Genomic DNA, 14,718 nt, shown 5'->3' on the forward strand with positions numbered 1-14,718 from the left:
AGTCACGACTGTGGCGTGGTGGCCGCGCCGAGCGCGCGCAGTTGTGCCACGAGTCGTGACTGGGGGAGCGTTGCCAACACCGAGTCAGTGGTGGTGTAGACGGTCGCGAAGTCGTTGGGGGTGCGGTCGTCGAACCAGTCGACGCGCTCGCGCAGCGTCGCCGGCGCATCGACGGCCGGGGTTCGGGGGTTGGCGACGCCGAGCGCGATGCTGTCGGCGGTGCCGTACTCGCCGACGAGGTAGGCGGCGTCCTCGTGGTCGGCGATCAGGTCGTAGCCCACCGCGTCGATGGCGGCGTCAAGCAGGTGCGCGTGGACTTTCTCGTCGAGCGCCCCGCCGTACGTGTGCACCACCACGTCGGCGTCGGTGACGGCGGCCGCGACGGTGTCGATGGCGTCGCTGGCGCGCTCGTCTGCGCCGTCGCCGGGCGGGGCCGCAATCAGGGACGGCTCCAGGACGAAGACGGTCGCGACGGCGTCGGGGAGGGCAGCGAGTTCGTCCGCGAGGAACGCAGCGATGGCCGCCTGGAACTCGGCGGGGTCGCCGTAGTGGTCGTCGGTGGCGAGCGTCGACAGCGTGTACGGGCCGGGCACGACGGCCTGGAGGCTGGCAGTACGGTCGGCCACAGCCGCCAGGTCAGCCCCGAGGCCGCCGTCGAAGGTGAGCGGCCCGGCGACCACGGGGCGGCGATAGACACCGCGAGCAACCGCCGTCGAGTGCGCCAGCGGCCCGCGAGCGACGTTGTCGTGGGCGACGAGCGGGTGCACGATGCCGTCCCACCAGCCCGCCTGCCCCTCGACGACCCGGTCCAGGTCGGCGTCGCGTTGGGCCGCGAGGTGCGCGTCGCGGACGGCGCTGTCGGCGGCAACAACGGGCGTAGGTCCACCAGCCCCGTCGTCTGGAGCGACCGGACTCGGGAGCAGTCCTGGCGTGGTGGCGATCCGAGACATGGGCTCCGGTTGTGGCCCGCCGCCGTTATACGTTCCTGGATCGGGACGCCGCCGGGCTACCGCCGGAACTTGAGCACCGTCAGCGTCTCGAAGGGGAACGACTCCTCGCTGATCGCGGCCGCGGAGAACCCGCGGTCGCCGGCGTACGCGGCGACCTCGTCGACGCCCGTGAGCGTGCTCACGAGCATGATCACCACGCCGTCAGGAGCCAGCACGCGCCCCACTGCGTCGAAAAACGATTCGATGACGCGGCGCCCGGTGTCCCCGCCGGACAGCGCGACGTCCATCCAGTCGTCGCGGGTGTCGTCCTCGCGGGGCAGGTACGGCGGATTGAACACCACCGCGTCGAAGGCGTCGTCGCGAAACGGCGCGACCAGGTCGCCGCGAACCACCGGCACGCCACGGTCGGCGGCCTGCCGGACCGCAAACGGGTTGAGATCAGTCCCCACCACGTCAGCGCCGGTTTCGTCCCGAACCGTCGCCGCGACGTACCCCGAGCCGGTGCCGACGTCCAGCACGCGCGCGTACGGGTCGTCGAGTTCCCCGACGGCCGCTGTCGCCAGCAAGTGGGTGTCTTCGGCGGGCTGGTAGACGTCCGCGCCGGCACCGCGGCGGTCGGCGAGGTCAGTCATCGGTCTCACCGTCGGCCCCGGGTTCGTGAACCCGGAACCCCCCGGTTTCGGCGCGCCCCGCGATCTCGCGCTGGGGGAACGGGATCTTGATGCCGGCGTCATCGAAGGCGGTTTTCACCGACTGGATCACGGCGGTCTGTGCGCGCCAGTGTCGCCGCGAACTCGGCTTGTCGATCCACACCCGAACGTCCATGACGATCGCGGAGTCGCCGAACGACGACAACACGACCTGGGGCCGGGGCACCGACAACACGTCGTCGAGGTCGCTGACCGCGTCCTTGGCGACGTCCATCGCGTGCTCAACGTCGGTCTCGTAGTCGACTCCAACGGACACGTGCACCCGGAGGCGGCCCTTCCGTGAGCGGTTTACGATCTCACTCGACCCGACGACGTCGTTGGGCAACATCACGTACTCGCCGTCGAACGTCTGGAGGCGAGTGTTGACGATCGTGATGTCGGTGACGATGCCTTGCTTGTCGCCGACCTGCACCCAGTCGCCGATCTCGAACGGCCGCGAGAACATCAACACCAGCCCGGCAATGACCGACCCCAGGGTCTGGCGGGCGGCCATCCCGAGCACGATCCCGGCGAACCCCGCGCCGATCAGCAACCCCGAGAGATCGAGGTTCCAGAACCCCAGGATCACGATCAGCGCGCCGACGTAGAGCGTGATCTGGAGGATGCGGAACATGACCTCCGTCTGGTGGTCGGTGATGCCGTCGTGGCCGTCAGTGAAGCGGTCGAGGGCGTCGTCCAAGACGCCCGTGCCGACGTACACGACGGCAACGAACCCCATCGTGATTGCCACCCGGACGAGCACTCTGGCGCGCACCTGGGCGCGGCTCAGCTCCCGAAGCACTGCGTCCTCGACGCCCCAGAGAACAACCACAGTCATTCCGCCGAGGCCGACCACGGCGGCGACGCCGACCCCGATCAGGACGTGGCGACTGCGGGCCGACTGTCGCCGCCACAGCCGACACCCGAGCCACACCGTGGCGGCCACCACGGCGACGATGGCCGCGGTGGCGGTGAGCCGTGCGCCGCCACCGAGCGCCCACGGCACGCTCACTGTGGATCGGGTCCGGGTGCGGTTTCAACACCCCACGCGACGTTCGCGAGCGCCGCGAACGTGGCCGGCGAAAGCGACCCCGGCCGCGTTCCCAGCACGTCGTCGTCGACGGCTGCAACCACCGCGTCGGGGTCGTCCAGCCCCGAGATGTGGGCCGTGTTCCGGATGGCGTTTCGCGTTGTCTTCCGGCGCTGGGTGAACAGCGCTTTCACGAACGACAGGAAGAACGCCTCGTCGGCCACCACGTAGTCGGGGTCGCGTGGGGTGACGCGGACGACCGCGCTCTCGACGCGGGGCTGCGGGTCGAACGCGGCCGCCGGGACCGTTTCAACGATCGAAACGTCGGCGTAATGCTGTGTCGCCACCGAGAGCCGGCCGTACTCGCTCGTGCCCGGATCGGCGGCCATCCGCTCGGCGAACTCGAGTTGGTACATCAACACCATCGGCTTGCCCGCCGGCAGCAGCCGGAAGGTCACCTCGCTTGCGACCCCATAGGGGAGGTTCGAGACCGCGCACGTGAACGCCGGGAGGTCGACAGCCAGGGCGTCCCCGGCCACCACATCGAGGTCGCCCGCCGCGATCGCGTCGGCGAACTCCTCGCGGAGGAACGAGGCGTACGATTCGTCGCGCTCGACGGCGGTCACGCGGTCCGCGACCGACAGCAGTCGGTCCGTGAGCGCGCCCGTGCCCGCGCCGATCTCGAGGACGTGCCCCCGGTCGAAGCCGTCGGCGTACGTCGGGATGCGATCGAGCACGCGGTCGTCGATGAGGAAATGCTGGTCGAAGTCGGGGTCGGGGCGGCCCGCGCGCCGGATCAGCGCGTCGGGGTCGCGTGGCGCAGTCATTGTCGGAGCTACTGCGTGCGCTTCCCTAAACCCCCCGCTACGAGGCGGCGAAGTTGTAGTACTTCAGGTCGGGGTCGCGGATCTCATCGAGGATGCGCTCGACGATGACTTCCTGTGGCGTGTGGAGGCCGTCGACGCGCTCGCTGACGTCCGCGAAGCTCTCGAAGGGACCGCGGCGCTTGCGTTCCTCGAGGATGTTGTCGCGGAGCTTCTCCCCGATGCCCGGCAGGAGGTTCAGTTGGTGCAGGCGCAGCGAGATCGGCTGGGCGTCGTTGTAGAAGTCGACAAAGCGCCGTTCGTTGGCGTCGACGACGTCCTCGACGACGTAGTCGAGCTCCGAGCGCGCGCCGTCCGAGAGGTCGTCGTATTCGACCTCGCGGCCGCGCTCGATGCCGGTCTCGAACTCCGGGCGCACCTGCACGCGGTCGAGGATCCCGATGTCGGCGTCCGAAGAGAGACTGAGCTCGTAGAGCGTGAAGTCGATGGTTGAGACCGCATACCCGACTGCGCCGTCGCCGTAGCTCCGCCCGTCGGACCGCCCGTGTGCGAGGAAATCAAGGACAACAGCCGACTCGGAGTCGCCGTCGGCACCGCTGTCACTGTTGGCGTCCGTCGTAGACGTATCACTCATACGGAGACGTACGCCCAGCCAACACTTAAACGGTTGGCCGCTCAGACGTACTTCGCGACGACGTCGAGAATCTCGTCCAGCTCGTCGCCGGACATCGCGTAGCGTTCGTTGGCGAACACCGACCGCAGCTCCGTTCGCGTGCGTGGAAGCAGGTCCACGATCTTGTACGCCACGGCCTCGTCGTCAAGCACGTCGAGCGCGAGCAGTTCGTCGACGAACTCCCGGGACTCCGCCGGCTCCAGCAACGCGAACCGATTGGCGTGCTCGATGGCGCGGGACAGCTCGAAGCGAAGCTCACGGTCCTCGTCGAGGGCGCGCTCGGTCTCGACCTCGGAGAGCAGCGCTTTCGCTTCCGAGACCGTGAGCGGCTCCGTCTCGACTGTCTCCTTGAAGATCGTCATTACTCCTCCTGGCGCTGCGTTCGCAGGTGGGCCGCCCCCACGATGAGCGTCTTGTCCATGCCGCCGTCGTTGACTTCGACTTTGAACGCGTCGCCCTGTGTGCCGACAACAGTGCCGGTCAGGCCGCTGAATCGCGGGTGGAACCGTCCGTCCTGAACGCTCGGGTCGAGCGTGAGGTGGACGGATTCGCCGTCGTCGTAGTCAGCGATGGCGCGCTGGGGCGGCGACGTGCCGCGATCTCGCGGGTCGTTTTGCAGCTTCCCACCACTGTTGCTGAGAGGTCCATTGGAGTTCGGCATGGTCGTATGCTCCACTCTATTTCCGTCGCAGGTAAAAAAGAACCGTTCCGAGGCAGCGGCCACGACGCTACGGCGGCGTTTCCACGCGAGCACGCGCCACGCCCCACAGCGGCGACACCACACCGCGGGGTCAGAGGTCGTAGGTCGCGATCTCGCTGGAGCCACAGGTCGGACACACTGTCGCGTCGTCGCTGTCCTCACCCAGGGTTGTCCCGCAGTCCCGGCATTCGCGCACGAGTCCGGGCTGGGTGTCGACGAGCGCTCGGAGACGGTTCAGTACCACGGATGTCGATTACACGACCAGCTACTTAATGATGGGTTCGATTTCGAATCGTGTGGGTGGTGGCGTCCGGAACGAACAAGCCTAACTCGCGGGCCGGCAACATGCTCGTATGAGCGGCAACGACGACGCCGATGACGCAGCCGACCGGTTCCAGACACGCGCGATCCACGCGGGCCAAGCGCCGGACTCGGAGACGGGCGCGCTGATGACGCCGATCTTCGCGAACTCGACGTACGTCCAGGACGGCCCCGGCGATCACCGCGGCTACGAGTACTCCCGGACGGGCAACCCGACGCGCACGGATCTGGAAGCCAACCTCGCGAGCCTGGAAGGCGGCGAGCACGGGCGCGCGTTCGCCTCCGGAATGGCCGCGATCAACACCGTGTTGAACCTCCTGGAGGCCGGCGACCACGTGGTGGCGGGCGACGACGTGTACGGCGGCACCCACCGCATCTTCACGCAGGTCTACGAGGACTACGACCTCGACTTCGACTTCGTCGACACCACCGACCACGACGCCGTCCGGGAGGCCATGGGGGAGGCGACGGAACTCCTCTGGGTGGAGACCCCGACGAACCCGTTGTTGAACGTCAACGACATCGGCGCGCTCGCGGACATCGCCCACGAGCACGACGCGCTGTGTGCGGTGGACAACACGTTCGCGACGCCGTACCTCCAGCGCCCCCTGGAGTTCGGTGCCGACATCGTCTCGCACAGCCTCACGAAGTACCTCGGCGGGCACAGCGATCTCGTTGCGGGCGCGCTGATCACCGACGACGACGACCTCGACGAGCAGTTCGGGTTCTACCAGAACTCCGTCGGCGCGACGCCCAGTCCGTTCGACTGCTTCCTGGTGTTGCGCGGCACGAAAACCCTGGGCGTGCGCATGGACCGCCACTGTGAGACGGCCATGGAGCTTGCGGCGTGGCTTGCGGATCACGAGCACGTCAGCCAGGTCCACTACCCGGGCCTGGAGAGCCACCCCGACCACGAGCTGGCCGCCGCGCAGATGGACGGCTTCGGCGGCATGGTCTCCTTCGAGTTGGACGCCACCCTCGAAGCGGCCAGCGCGTTCGTCGAGGAGACCGACGTGTTCACGCTCGCGGAGTCACTGGGCGGCGTGGAGTCACTGATCGAGCAGCCCGCGGCGATGACTCACGCCGCCATCCCGAAGGCCGAACGGGAGGCCGCGGGGCTCACCGACGGGCTGATCCGGGCGAGCATCGGCGTCGAGCACGTCGACGACCTCAAGGCGGACCTCCAGCAGGCCATCGAGGCCGCCCTGCAGTAGTGTAGTAGACCCACGGCGTGGGTTCTGGCGGCGCTGTGTGCGGTGAGAACGGCTGAAAACGGGTGGTGATTACAGGCGGCCGACTTCCTCGACGCTGACGGATTCGACGTCGTCGACGGCGCCGAAGGCGTCCTCGACGGCTTCGGTCCCGCCGGAGTCGTCCGGAACGATGACCGTTGTGAGCAGCGCGGTCAGCCCGAACGCGACCTCCTCGGTGTCCGTCCCGTTGATCTCGGCGCCGTCGGGCAGTGACTCCGAGAGATCGGCTTCGAGGCCGTCGAGGTCGATGTCGGGGCTGTCCGGCATGACCTTGAGCACGGCAGCGACCTTGCTCATCGTTATGGCCCCCGGAACCCGCAGTCGGGGCATTCGTAGAGGTTGCTCTGCTTGCGGCACTTTGCACAGCGGTAAATCTGCTGGCCGCAGTCCGGGCACTTGAACGAGGCAGCGGTGGTACCGGAGATGTTGATGCCACAGGAGACGCACTTGCGCGCCTGCGAGGCTTCGCTCATACAACTGGTATCGCCCGGACGCGTTTTAACCATTGTCTTTCGGCACCGCGGGCCGGCGCGAGATCATGTGACCACGACTCACTCGTGGGTGGGCGCGTCGGTGCCGGTGATCGTGAGCCGTGCACCGCCGTCGTCGCTTGTGGTGACCGAGACGGTCCAGTCGTGGGCGTCGGCGACATCGCGGACGATGCTCAGGCCGAACCCGGTGCCGTCCGCGCTCGTCGTGAACCCGTGGTCGAAGACCGTGTCACGGTCCGACTCGGGGATCCCCCGGCCGTCGTCGGCGACGTAGAAACCGCCCGGGGCGTCGCCGACGGTCACCGTCACCGGTTCGTCGGCGGCGGGCTGGCTGCCGTGCTCGACGGCGTTCCGGAAGAGGTTCGCGAGGAGTTCCTGGAGGCGGCTGCGGTCGGCCGACACCCGGGTGGTGGCGGTGACGGTCAGTGTGGCGGCGTCGGTGTCGACGGTGCTCCAGGCGTCGTCGGCGACCGCGGCCAGGTCGACCGACTCCCGTTCGGCCGCCGAGCAGCCGGTGCGGGCCAACACCAGCAGGTCGTCGACGAGCGCGTTCATGCGTTCGATGGCGCGGCGACACCGGTCGAAGTGCTCGGGCGCGCCGGAGTCGGCGGCGAGTTCGAGGGAGCCACTGGCCACGTTCAGCGGGTTGCGGATGTCGTGGGAGACGATCGACGCGAAGTCCTCCAGGCGTTCGTTGCGCTCCTCAAGCTGGGTTCGGATGTGGCGGTCGGTGAGCTCGGCGGTCAGCCACTGCGCCATCAGATCCACGATCGTCACCGCCCAGTCGCTGAACGGTTCGGGCTGTGGCTCCGGATCGTAGAAGCAAAGCGTCCCGTACAGGTCGCCGTCGGCGAACAGCGGCGCGCCGATGTACGAGCCGACAGACACGCCCTCCGGGGGGCCGGGCACAACGAACTCCGGCGGGGTGGTGGCGTCCTCGACGTCGGAGAAGACGACGGTCTGCTCGGTGGTGACGACGCGCTCGCAACACGTCTCCGAGAGCGGGACGACCGTGCCCTCGCTCACGTCGGCGTGGGGCGGCGCGCGCACGTGCTTGAACTCGTAGGTGTCGTCCGAGACCTCCGAGAGCGTGCCGTAGGCCACCCCGAGGAAGTCACAGCCGATGGCCAGCATGGTGTCGGCGCGGGCGGCCGGCTGGCGGTTGGTCTCCGCGGTCTCCTCGTAGAGGCGCCGAAGGACGCGCTCGCGTTTCTCGATCGTTTCGAGGTGGGTGTGGCGTTCCGTGATGTCCTGGAGGTAGACCGACACGCCCGACGAGGAGGGGAACAGCCGGGCTTCGATGACGGCGTCGGCAGGGTCGTAGTGACCGGTGAACGAGACGGCGTCCTGGCTGTCGACCGCCGTTCGGTAGGCGTCCCGGAAGCGCGGGCCGACGGAGGCGGGGAGCACCTCCCAGAGGGGGCAGCCCAACAGCGTGTCGGGCGTGGCCGACTCTGCCGCCGAGAGCAGCGACTCGGCCTCGGCGTTGACGTACGTGATCCGGGCGTCGTTGTCGACGGCGACGAAGGCGTCGGTGACGCGGTCGACCCAGGAGGCCTGGCGGATGTCCGGGGGCGTTGTGGCGGTGCCGTGGATGGTGATCGTGCCGTCGACGAGGCGGCTGGCGTGGAAGTCGTACTGGGTCGTGGGTGCGTGCGCGAACCCGCCCTCGGCGGTCGCTGTGCCGTGCGTTTGGGCGGCTTCGATCAGCGACTGCGGGTCGTCGATGGACAGCACGTCCGCGAGGTGCGTGCCGTCAGTGGGGTGATCGCCGGGTGCGGCGGCAGCCACGGCGGCGTTCCAGTTGTGGATCGTGCCGTCGCGGTCGCAGACGAGAGACACCGGCTGCGGATCGCTGGTGGTGGTGTGCGCGCGATCGCTGTTCATGATCCGTGTTATCACGTATGATGGTGGCGGGCTTAACACCGCCGAAACACGTAGTCGAGTTGATCGGTTGTGGCTGGTGAGCGTACGTTTAACCGCACGCAGCCGGAACCTCGCGCCATGACCACGCACGGATGGTTCGCGGACACGGCTGTTCGGGACGCCGACGCGGCCGCCGACGCCGTTCGGAACGGCCACGCGGACGCCCCCGAGAACTGGCCGGCGGCCGCCGTCGAAGACGGCGTTGTGGACGACGCCGACGAGTATTACGACCGCTTGCGGGACGCGACCCGAGCCGCCACGCGGGCGGCCGTCAGGGAGCGCGAGCGCGCCGACGACCAGCAGCTCGTCCACGCAGTGCGGACGATCGCCGACCTCTCGGACGCCGCCAACGAGGTCGCCGAGCGCGCCGTCGAGTGGGCGCGCACGCTGTTCGACGGCGTCGACGACGGGATCGCTGGCGCGCGCGACGTCGCCGGCCGGAGCGCGAACAGTCCCACCGAGGAGCGCGCGATCGCGCTGTGCGAGCGCGCGACCGGTCTCGCCGACGAGCGCGACCGCGCGCAGGGGTTCGTCGAGACCCACGCCCCGACAGTCGCGCCGAACCTCTCGATGCTGGCCGGGCCGGTGCTGGCGGCGCGGCTCATCGCGCTCGCGGGCGGCCTCGACGACCTGGCGAAGCTGCCGTCCGGCACGGTACAGGTGCTGGGTGCCGAGGACGCCCTGTTCGCGCACCTCCGGGGGCACGCGCCCTCCCCGAAACACGGCGTCATCTACACCCACGAGTACGTCCGCGGCACCCACCCCGACCAGCGGGGGTCGGCGGCCCGAGCGCTCGCCGGGAAGCTCACCATCGCCGCGCGCGTCGACCACTACTCGGGGGACCGCCGGCCGGATCTCGAAGCCGAACTGGACGCCCGCATGGAGCGCATTCGCGCTCGTGAGACCGAATGAGCCTCCCCGCAGGCGTCCAGCGGCGGTCGTTCGGCGACGAGGACGGCGTGCTGGCGACTCGGGGCGAGCCCGCGTACGGCGAGCCGGTCGTCGACGGGTGGCGGCGCTGGGACGCCCACCGGTCGAAGCTCGGCGCGACGTTCGAGCTCGGTCTCGACACCGGGCTGTCGGGCGGGGACGCAGTGCTGTATTTGGGGGCGGCGAACGGCACCACAGTGAGCCACGTGGCGGATTTCGCGGGGCCGACGTACGCCGTGGAGTTCGCGCCCCGACCAGTCACGGATCTGCTGGCGGTGGCCGACTCCCGGGAGCGGCTGTTCCCGCTGTTGAAGGACGCGCGAGCGCCCGAGACGTACGCCCACGTGGTCGAATCGGGCGTGGACGCCATCGTGCAGGACGTGGCGACCCGCGGGCAGGCGGATGTGGCGCTGTCGAACCGGCAGTTCCTCGCCGACGATGGGCGACTCGTGGCGGCCCTGAAGGCCCGCAGCGAGGACGTGACCGCCGACCCGGCGGCTGTCTTCGAGGACCTCCTCGGGAGACTCAGTGACGGGTACGAGGTGCGTGCGACCGCGCGCATGGAGCCGTTCCACGAGGACCACTTGGCGGTCGTGGCGACGCCACGGTAGCGCGCCGCCCGGATCAGTCGCGGGGCTCGCCGTCTGGCTCCAGGGTGCGCACGCCGGCCACGATGAGCGCGGCCTGCACGGCGAGCCAGCAGATGAGCGCGGCCGCCCCGAGGATCGCGGGCGCGGCCAGCAGCCGCGCGACGTGGTACGGCAACACGATGCGGCTGAACCCCAGCGTGACGAACCCCACGAGCACCAGCCCGAACGCGAGCAGCGACAGCGTGACGAAGCGGTGGCGCTGCATCAGGCGTCGGCGTCCAGGCGCTCGTATCGCTGGCGGAACTGGCGCTCGCAGGACTGACAACAGAAGTGGTGGCGGTCCCCGTCGATGGTGGCGGTCGTGCCCTCGCTGGTGACGGTGTTTCCACACTCGTCGCAGGCCAACGCGAGGTCCGCGCTGCCGGCGGTGGGCTCCCAGCTCGCCGCCGCGAGCGCGGTCACCTCGTAGTCAGTGATGGCCTCGAAATCGACGGTGTCTGCCACCCAGTCCGAGACGTCCGCGACCGGCAGCCGCGCCGAACACGTGACATCGCCGGCTGCGGTGACGAAGACGTGTTCGACGGCGTCCGCGGCGGCGACCGCCGCCCGCACGTCGTCCTGGCGGCCGGGGTGAACGGCGAACGACACGAGCACGTGGGTGCCGTCCCGAAGCCGGCTGCGGTCGAGGTCGATCGTGAACCGCCGCAACACACCGGCGTCCTGGAGCTTCGTGATCCGGTCGGAGACGGCTGGCGCGGACAGCCCGACCGCGTCCGCGATGTCGCTGTACGGTCGTCGCGCGTCCGCCGCGAGCAACGCGAGGATGCGGCGGTCGGTGTCGTCGAGATCCGACATGCGTGTGGGTCGCGGCCGGAGCCCCAAAGCCGTGCCGCAGCCGACTGCCCGGCGGCGTGGGGCGGCGACATCCGCCGCCCCCGCTGGTGTTAACCGCGTACAGGCCAACAGCACAGCCATGGGCACTGAGACGGCGACACTCGGCGGCGGATGCTTTTGGTGCACGGAAGCGGCGATGGAGGAACTCGCCGGGGTGACGGACGTGACCTCGGGGTACGCTGGCGGGGACACCGCCGACCCGTCCTATCGAGACGTGTGTTCGGGGACGACCGGCCACGCGGAAGTCGTGCAGGTGGAGTACGACACCGCGGAGCTCGCGTACGAGGACGTCCTGGAGGTCTTTTTCACGGTCCACGATCCGACCACGGTGGACCGCGAGGGGCCCGACGTTGGCAGCCAGTATCGGTCGATCGTGCTCCCCCACGACGACCAGCAACACGAGCGCGCCACGGCGTTCGTCGATGAGCTCGCCGCCGCGGACGCCTTCGACGGCTCGATCGTCACCGAGATCGAGCCCCTGGAGACGTTCTATCCCGCCGCGGAGAAACACCAGAACTACTTCGAGAAGAACCCGGACGCGGCGTACTGCACGGTGAACGTCGCGCCGAAGGTCTCGAAGGTCCGCGAGCAGTTCAGCGCTCGCACCGAGTAAGAATCGACCCAGGTTTATTCCGTTACACCTCAAACGCTAGTACATGGAGTCGATGCGTCGCGGACAAGTCGGGATCGGAACCCTGGTGGTGTTCATGGCGATGATCCTGGTGGCTGCGATGGCTGCAAGCACGCTGGTCGACATCGGCGGCATGTTGCAGTCTCGCGGTGACGCCACCGGCGAGGAGGCGGTCGGACAGGTCACCAACGGCGTGTCGGTCACGGGGGCCTTCGGGACGATAACCAACGCTACCGACGACCCATTCACCGACGGGACAGTGTCGGACATCGAGATCGTCGTGGGCCAGTCGGCTGGCTCGGGCAACGTGAACGTCTCTGACGTGACCGTCGATTGGGTCGGGCCGCGGCAGGCCACCACGCTGTCGTGGACCGATGGGACCGCCAACAGCAGCCGGTTCACGACCCGCAAGACGACCGGCAGCTCGGCCACAGTGCTTGCCGACGCCGAGGACCGCATCGAGATCGTGATCAACGCCACCGCGGTCGAGGAGAACCAGGATAGCTTCTCGGGCACCAGCAACGACAACCACGGGCTGTACGCGGGCGAACGGGCGGAGCTCGTCATCACCACCCAGTACGGCGCTTCGACGACGTACTGGGTTTCGGTTCCCGAGTCGGTGACCGGGGCGTCGGCGGTCAGCGTGTAACCCCGGGTGGCCGTCCCAGCACGCTGGAACGACGCCCACGCTTCAAGAGTGCCGGGGTCCGTGAGTACCACACGCAATGAGCTCAGATGCGCCCGACGACCAGCCGCCCGCGGACGCGGGTGTCAGAATGACGACCACGCAGGTGGTGGCGTACCTCCGGCGGGCTGGGGACGGCGTGCTCTCGCTGGCGGGTGCCCCACCGCTGTCGGTGCCGATGTCGTTTGGCGTCACTGACGGCCCGCGCCTCGTCTTCCAGTGTCTGTTCGGTCCGGACAGCGAGAAGGCCACGCGGCTCAGTGAGACCGACAGTGCGTCACTGGTGTGTTACGACCGGGCGAGCCCCGACGACTGGGCCAGCGTCGTGGTGACCGGGGAGATGGCAGCCGTCGAGCACGACGCCGAACGGCAGGCGGCGTTCGCCGAGCACGCCGACACGGTCAGCATGAACGTCTTCGAGGAGGCCGCCGCCGAGCTGTCCGTGCAGTGGTACGAACTCACGCCGGATTCAATGAGCGGACGCGCCGGCGGCCACTGGACGCCCCCGACCACCGACGGCAACGGGTAGCACCGCAGCGACACCGGTGGGCGGCCGCCGCGGTCAGTCCGCCGAGGCGTCGCCGGTGCGCTCCGGCTCGCGCTCGGCTTCGGTGAGATAGCATTTCGGGTCGGGGTCGAAGGGGCCGCCGGCGGAGAGCGCGCGCAGCCGCGAGCCGCCCCGACAGATCGACCGGTACTGGCAGGACGCACACCGCCCCGTGAGTCGGTCGTCGCGGTCGCGCAACCCGGCCAGCAGGGGGTTGGTGTCGTCGCTCCAGATGTCGCCGAACGACCGATCGCGGACGTTCCCGAGGCTGTACCCCTGCCAGAACTGCGTCATGTGGACGTTGCCCTGGTAGTCCACGTCGGCGATGCGTTCGCCGGTCGGGTCGCCGCCGTTGGCTTCGAGGTAGCGGTAGATGTGGTCGGCCTGCTGGTCGCCGAGCTCCTCGCGGGCGTACTCCACGAGGAACCCCGCGTCGGCGTAGTTCCCGACCAGCAGCGTCTCGATTTCCTTGCCCTGGGCGTGGTATTCGCGCGTGAGGTCACACACCGTCCGGACCGCCGTCCGGGTGTCCGCCGGGGACAGATCCAGGTTCGAGATGTCCGCGCCGCGGCCGCCGTAGTCGAGATGGTAGAAACAGAACCGGTCCAGGCCCACGTCGTGCAGGAGGTCGACGACCTCCGGGAGGTCGGGCGCGTTGGCCTCGGTGATCGTGTAGCGCAGCCCGGTTTTCAGGCCGGCGTCGAGGCTGTTCTCGATGCCCCGAACCGCGGCGTCGAACGCGCCCTCCTCGCCGCGGAACTCGTCGTTGCGCTCGGGGAGGCCGTCCACGGAGATGCCGGCGTATTTCAGGCCGGCGTCTTTCATCGCCGCCGCCCGCTCCGCGGTAATGAGCGTGCCGTTCGTCGAGAGCACGGGCCGAATGCCGTTGTCGTCGGCGTACGCGATGAGTTCTTCGAGGTCGTCGCGGACCATCGGCTCGCCCCCGGAGAACAGGACGACCGGGATACCGAAGTCAGCGAGGTCGTCCAACAGCGCTTTGCCCTCGGCCGTGGAGAGTTCCCCCGGCGCTGTCTCGGTGTCCGCGGCGGCGTAGCAGTGCGAGCAGTAGAGGTTGCACTGCTTGGTGAGGTTCCAGACGACGACCGGCCGTTGCTGTTTGTCCTCGGTGATCTGTTCCTCGGAGGACTCCGCGGCAGCGTCGTACCGCAGCCCGTCGCTTTCGGCGTCCAGGTCACAGAGCAGCTTGCTGACGGAGATCACGCTGATCGCCCCCCATCGACGCCGCCGGTCGTGTAGCGCTGGGTTTCGTCGGCCGGACACACCCAGATGGATCGCGCGACCCAGTCGAACAGCGACGATGCGTGCTCGTGTGCGGTGTCCGCAGTGCCCGCCGTCACGCTTCCCACGTGTTTGAGCGGGGCGTCGGCGTCCGCCCGAACGAACACCTCCCATTCGCGGCCGGTGGCGCTCCGCGGTTCGTCGGTCACCCGCGTTCGGTCGGCTGTCATTACGCCCACCTAGCTGCGCGCCCCAAATGGGCGTCGCGTCGGTTCCCGGCGGCTGGGAACACCCGCCCCGATACAAACCCTGGAACGGCCGAGATCGAAGTGGGGTCGCTCCCGC

At 69.0% G+C, this 14,718-nt stretch carries 21 protein-coding genes; 6 read left to right on the forward strand and 15 right to left on the reverse strand.

Translation table 11 applies throughout. From position 1 onward, the window contains the following. Positions 1 to 2 precede the first annotated feature (2 nt). From APQ99_RS08210 to APQ99_RS08245, 8 genes are all read right to left on the reverse strand, one after another. Entirely contained in the window at positions 3 to 950 is a 948-nt protein-coding gene (locus tag APQ99_RS08210; protein ID WP_136361405.1) for a 5-methyltetrahydropteroyltriglutamate--homocysteine methyltransferase, read from the reverse strand. 56 nt (positions 951 to 1,006) lie between these two features. Beyond that, positions 1,007 to 1,582: a HemK2/MTQ2 family protein methyltransferase gene (locus APQ99_RS08215; protein WP_010902837.1), complete on the reverse strand. Its 576-nt coding sequence runs from the start codon at positions 1,580 to 1,582 to the stop codon at positions 1,007 to 1,009. Then, positions 1,575 to 2,651, reverse strand: coding sequence for a mechanosensitive ion channel family protein (locus APQ99_RS08220; protein WP_244288987.1), 1,077 nt, complete (start codon positions 2,649 to 2,651; stop codon positions 1,575 to 1,577). Before APQ99_RS08220 ends, APQ99_RS08215 begins: the two co-directional genes overlap by 8 nt. After that, a complete protein-coding gene (locus APQ99_RS08225; protein WP_136361406.1) occupies positions 2,648 to 3,496 on the reverse strand; it encodes a 16S ribosomal RNA methyltransferase A in 849 nt (282 codons plus the stop codon). Before APQ99_RS08225 ends, APQ99_RS08220 begins: the two co-directional genes overlap by 4 nt. 37 nt (positions 3,497 to 3,533) lie before the next feature. Then, on the reverse strand, positions 3,534 to 4,127 hold the full coding sequence (locus APQ99_RS08230; protein WP_136361407.1) for a DUF655 domain-containing protein: 594 nt from the start codon (positions 4,125 to 4,127) through the stop codon (positions 3,534 to 3,536). Positions 4,128 to 4,168: 41 nt separating this feature from the next. Then, complete coding sequence (locus tag APQ99_RS08235) at positions 4,169 to 4,528, reverse strand: RNA polymerase Rpb4 family protein (RefSeq protein ID WP_010902841.1); 360 nt, start codon at positions 4,526 to 4,528, stop codon at positions 4,169 to 4,171. Further along, a complete protein-coding gene (locus tag APQ99_RS08240) occupies positions 4,528 to 4,827 on the reverse strand; it encodes a 50S ribosomal protein L21e (protein ID WP_010902842.1) in 300 nt (99 codons plus the stop codon). Before APQ99_RS08240 ends, APQ99_RS08235 begins: the two co-directional genes overlap by 1 nt. A gap of 130 nt (positions 4,828 to 4,957) precedes the next feature. Then, entirely contained in the window at positions 4,958 to 5,110 is a 153-nt protein-coding gene (locus tag APQ99_RS08245) for a hypothetical protein (protein ID WP_012289284.1), read from the reverse strand. Between the two features lie 109 nt (positions 5,111 to 5,219). Between APQ99_RS08245 and APQ99_RS08250 the strand changes: the two genes are divergently transcribed. Further along, the gene (locus tag APQ99_RS08250) at positions 5,220 to 6,401 is read left to right on the forward strand and encodes a cystathionine gamma-synthase (RefSeq protein WP_136361408.1); all 1,182 of its coding nucleotides are present in this window, start codon (positions 5,220 to 5,222) and stop codon (positions 6,399 to 6,401) included. A gap of 69 nt (positions 6,402 to 6,470) precedes the next feature. Here APQ99_RS08250 and APQ99_RS08255 read toward each other — a convergent pair whose 3' ends face one another. The 3 genes from APQ99_RS08255 to APQ99_RS08265 form a co-directional block, all read right to left on the reverse strand. Further along, positions 6,471 to 6,737: an elongation factor 1-beta gene (locus APQ99_RS08255; RefSeq protein WP_012289285.1), complete on the reverse strand. Its 267-nt coding sequence runs from the start codon at positions 6,735 to 6,737 to the stop codon at positions 6,471 to 6,473. A 2-nt stretch (positions 6,738 to 6,739) separates the two neighbouring features. Further along, positions 6,740 to 6,913, reverse strand: a complete 174-nt coding sequence (locus APQ99_RS08260) for an HVO_2753 family zinc finger protein (RefSeq protein WP_010902845.1) — start codon at positions 6,911 to 6,913, stop codon at positions 6,740 to 6,742. A 78-nt stretch (positions 6,914 to 6,991) separates the two neighbouring features. After that, positions 6,992 to 8,818: a GAF domain-containing sensor histidine kinase gene (locus APQ99_RS08265; RefSeq protein ID WP_249040713.1), complete on the reverse strand. Its 1,827-nt coding sequence runs from the start codon at positions 8,816 to 8,818 to the stop codon at positions 6,992 to 6,994. A gap of 117 nt (positions 8,819 to 8,935) precedes the next feature. On the opposite strand from APQ99_RS08265, the gene APQ99_RS08270 reads away from it, so the two are divergent. Beyond that, positions 8,936 to 9,769 (forward strand): NOP5/NOP56 family protein, encoded by an 834-nt coding sequence (locus APQ99_RS08270; protein WP_136361409.1) that lies wholly within the window; start codon positions 8,936 to 8,938, stop codon positions 9,767 to 9,769. Beyond that, on the forward strand, positions 9,766 to 10,398 hold the full coding sequence (locus tag APQ99_RS08275; protein WP_136361410.1) for a fibrillarin-like rRNA/tRNA 2'-O-methyltransferase: 633 nt from the start codon (positions 9,766 to 9,768) through the stop codon (positions 10,396 to 10,398). The genes APQ99_RS08270 and APQ99_RS08275 overlap by 4 nt, the downstream gene beginning before the upstream one ends. A 13-nt stretch (positions 10,399 to 10,411) precedes the next feature. On the opposite strand, the gene APQ99_RS08280 is transcribed toward APQ99_RS08275, so the two are convergent. Together APQ99_RS08280 and APQ99_RS08285 are read right to left on the reverse strand one after the other, a co-directional pair. After that, on the reverse strand, positions 10,412 to 10,642 hold the full coding sequence (locus tag APQ99_RS08280) for a hypothetical protein (RefSeq protein ID WP_136361411.1): 231 nt from the start codon (positions 10,640 to 10,642) through the stop codon (positions 10,412 to 10,414). Beyond that, entirely contained in the window at positions 10,642 to 11,232 is a 591-nt protein-coding gene (locus APQ99_RS08285; RefSeq protein ID WP_136361412.1) for an AsnC family transcriptional regulator, read from the reverse strand. Before APQ99_RS08285 ends, APQ99_RS08280 begins: the two co-directional genes overlap by 1 nt. Positions 11,233 to 11,350: 118 nt before the next feature. On the opposite strand from APQ99_RS08285, the gene msrA reads away from it, so the two are divergent. The 3 genes from msrA to APQ99_RS08300 all read left to right on the forward strand — a co-directional run bounded on the left by msrA (position 11,351) and on the right by APQ99_RS08300 (position 13,116). After that, complete coding sequence (gene msrA / locus APQ99_RS08290) at positions 11,351 to 11,884, forward strand: peptide-methionine (S)-S-oxide reductase MsrA (RefSeq protein WP_136361413.1); 534 nt, start codon at positions 11,351 to 11,353, stop codon at positions 11,882 to 11,884. A 43-nt stretch (positions 11,885 to 11,927) separates the two neighbouring features. After that, entirely contained in the window at positions 11,928 to 12,551 is a 624-nt protein-coding gene (locus APQ99_RS08295; protein WP_136361414.1) for an archaellin/type IV pilin N-terminal domain-containing protein, read from the forward strand. A gap of 76 nt (positions 12,552 to 12,627) precedes the next feature. Continuing rightward, positions 12,628 to 13,116: a pyridoxamine 5'-phosphate oxidase family protein gene (locus tag APQ99_RS08300; RefSeq protein WP_136361415.1), complete on the forward strand. Its 489-nt coding sequence runs from the start codon at positions 12,628 to 12,630 to the stop codon at positions 13,114 to 13,116. 33 nt (positions 13,117 to 13,149) lie between these two features. Here the strand turns inward: APQ99_RS08300 and APQ99_RS08305 are convergent, their stop codons facing one another. Both APQ99_RS08305 and APQ99_RS08310 read right to left on the reverse strand, forming a co-directional pair. Then, on the reverse strand, positions 13,150 to 14,355 hold the full coding sequence (locus APQ99_RS08305) for a TIGR04347 family pseudo-SAM/SPASM protein (protein WP_010902854.1): 1,206 nt from the start codon (positions 14,353 to 14,355) through the stop codon (positions 13,150 to 13,152). Further along, complete coding sequence (locus APQ99_RS08310) at positions 14,352 to 14,603, reverse strand: Htur_1727 family rSAM-partnered candidate RiPP (protein ID WP_010902855.1); 252 nt, start codon at positions 14,601 to 14,603, stop codon at positions 14,352 to 14,354. Before APQ99_RS08310 ends, APQ99_RS08305 begins: the two co-directional genes overlap by 4 nt. Between the last annotated feature and the right edge of the window lie 115 nt (positions 14,604 to 14,718).

The sequence above is a fragment of the Halobacterium salinarum DSM 3754 genome, from assembly GCF_008124605.1.
Lineage (GTDB): Archaea > Halobacteriota > Halobacteria > Halobacteriales > Halobacteriaceae > Halobacterium > Halobacterium salinarum.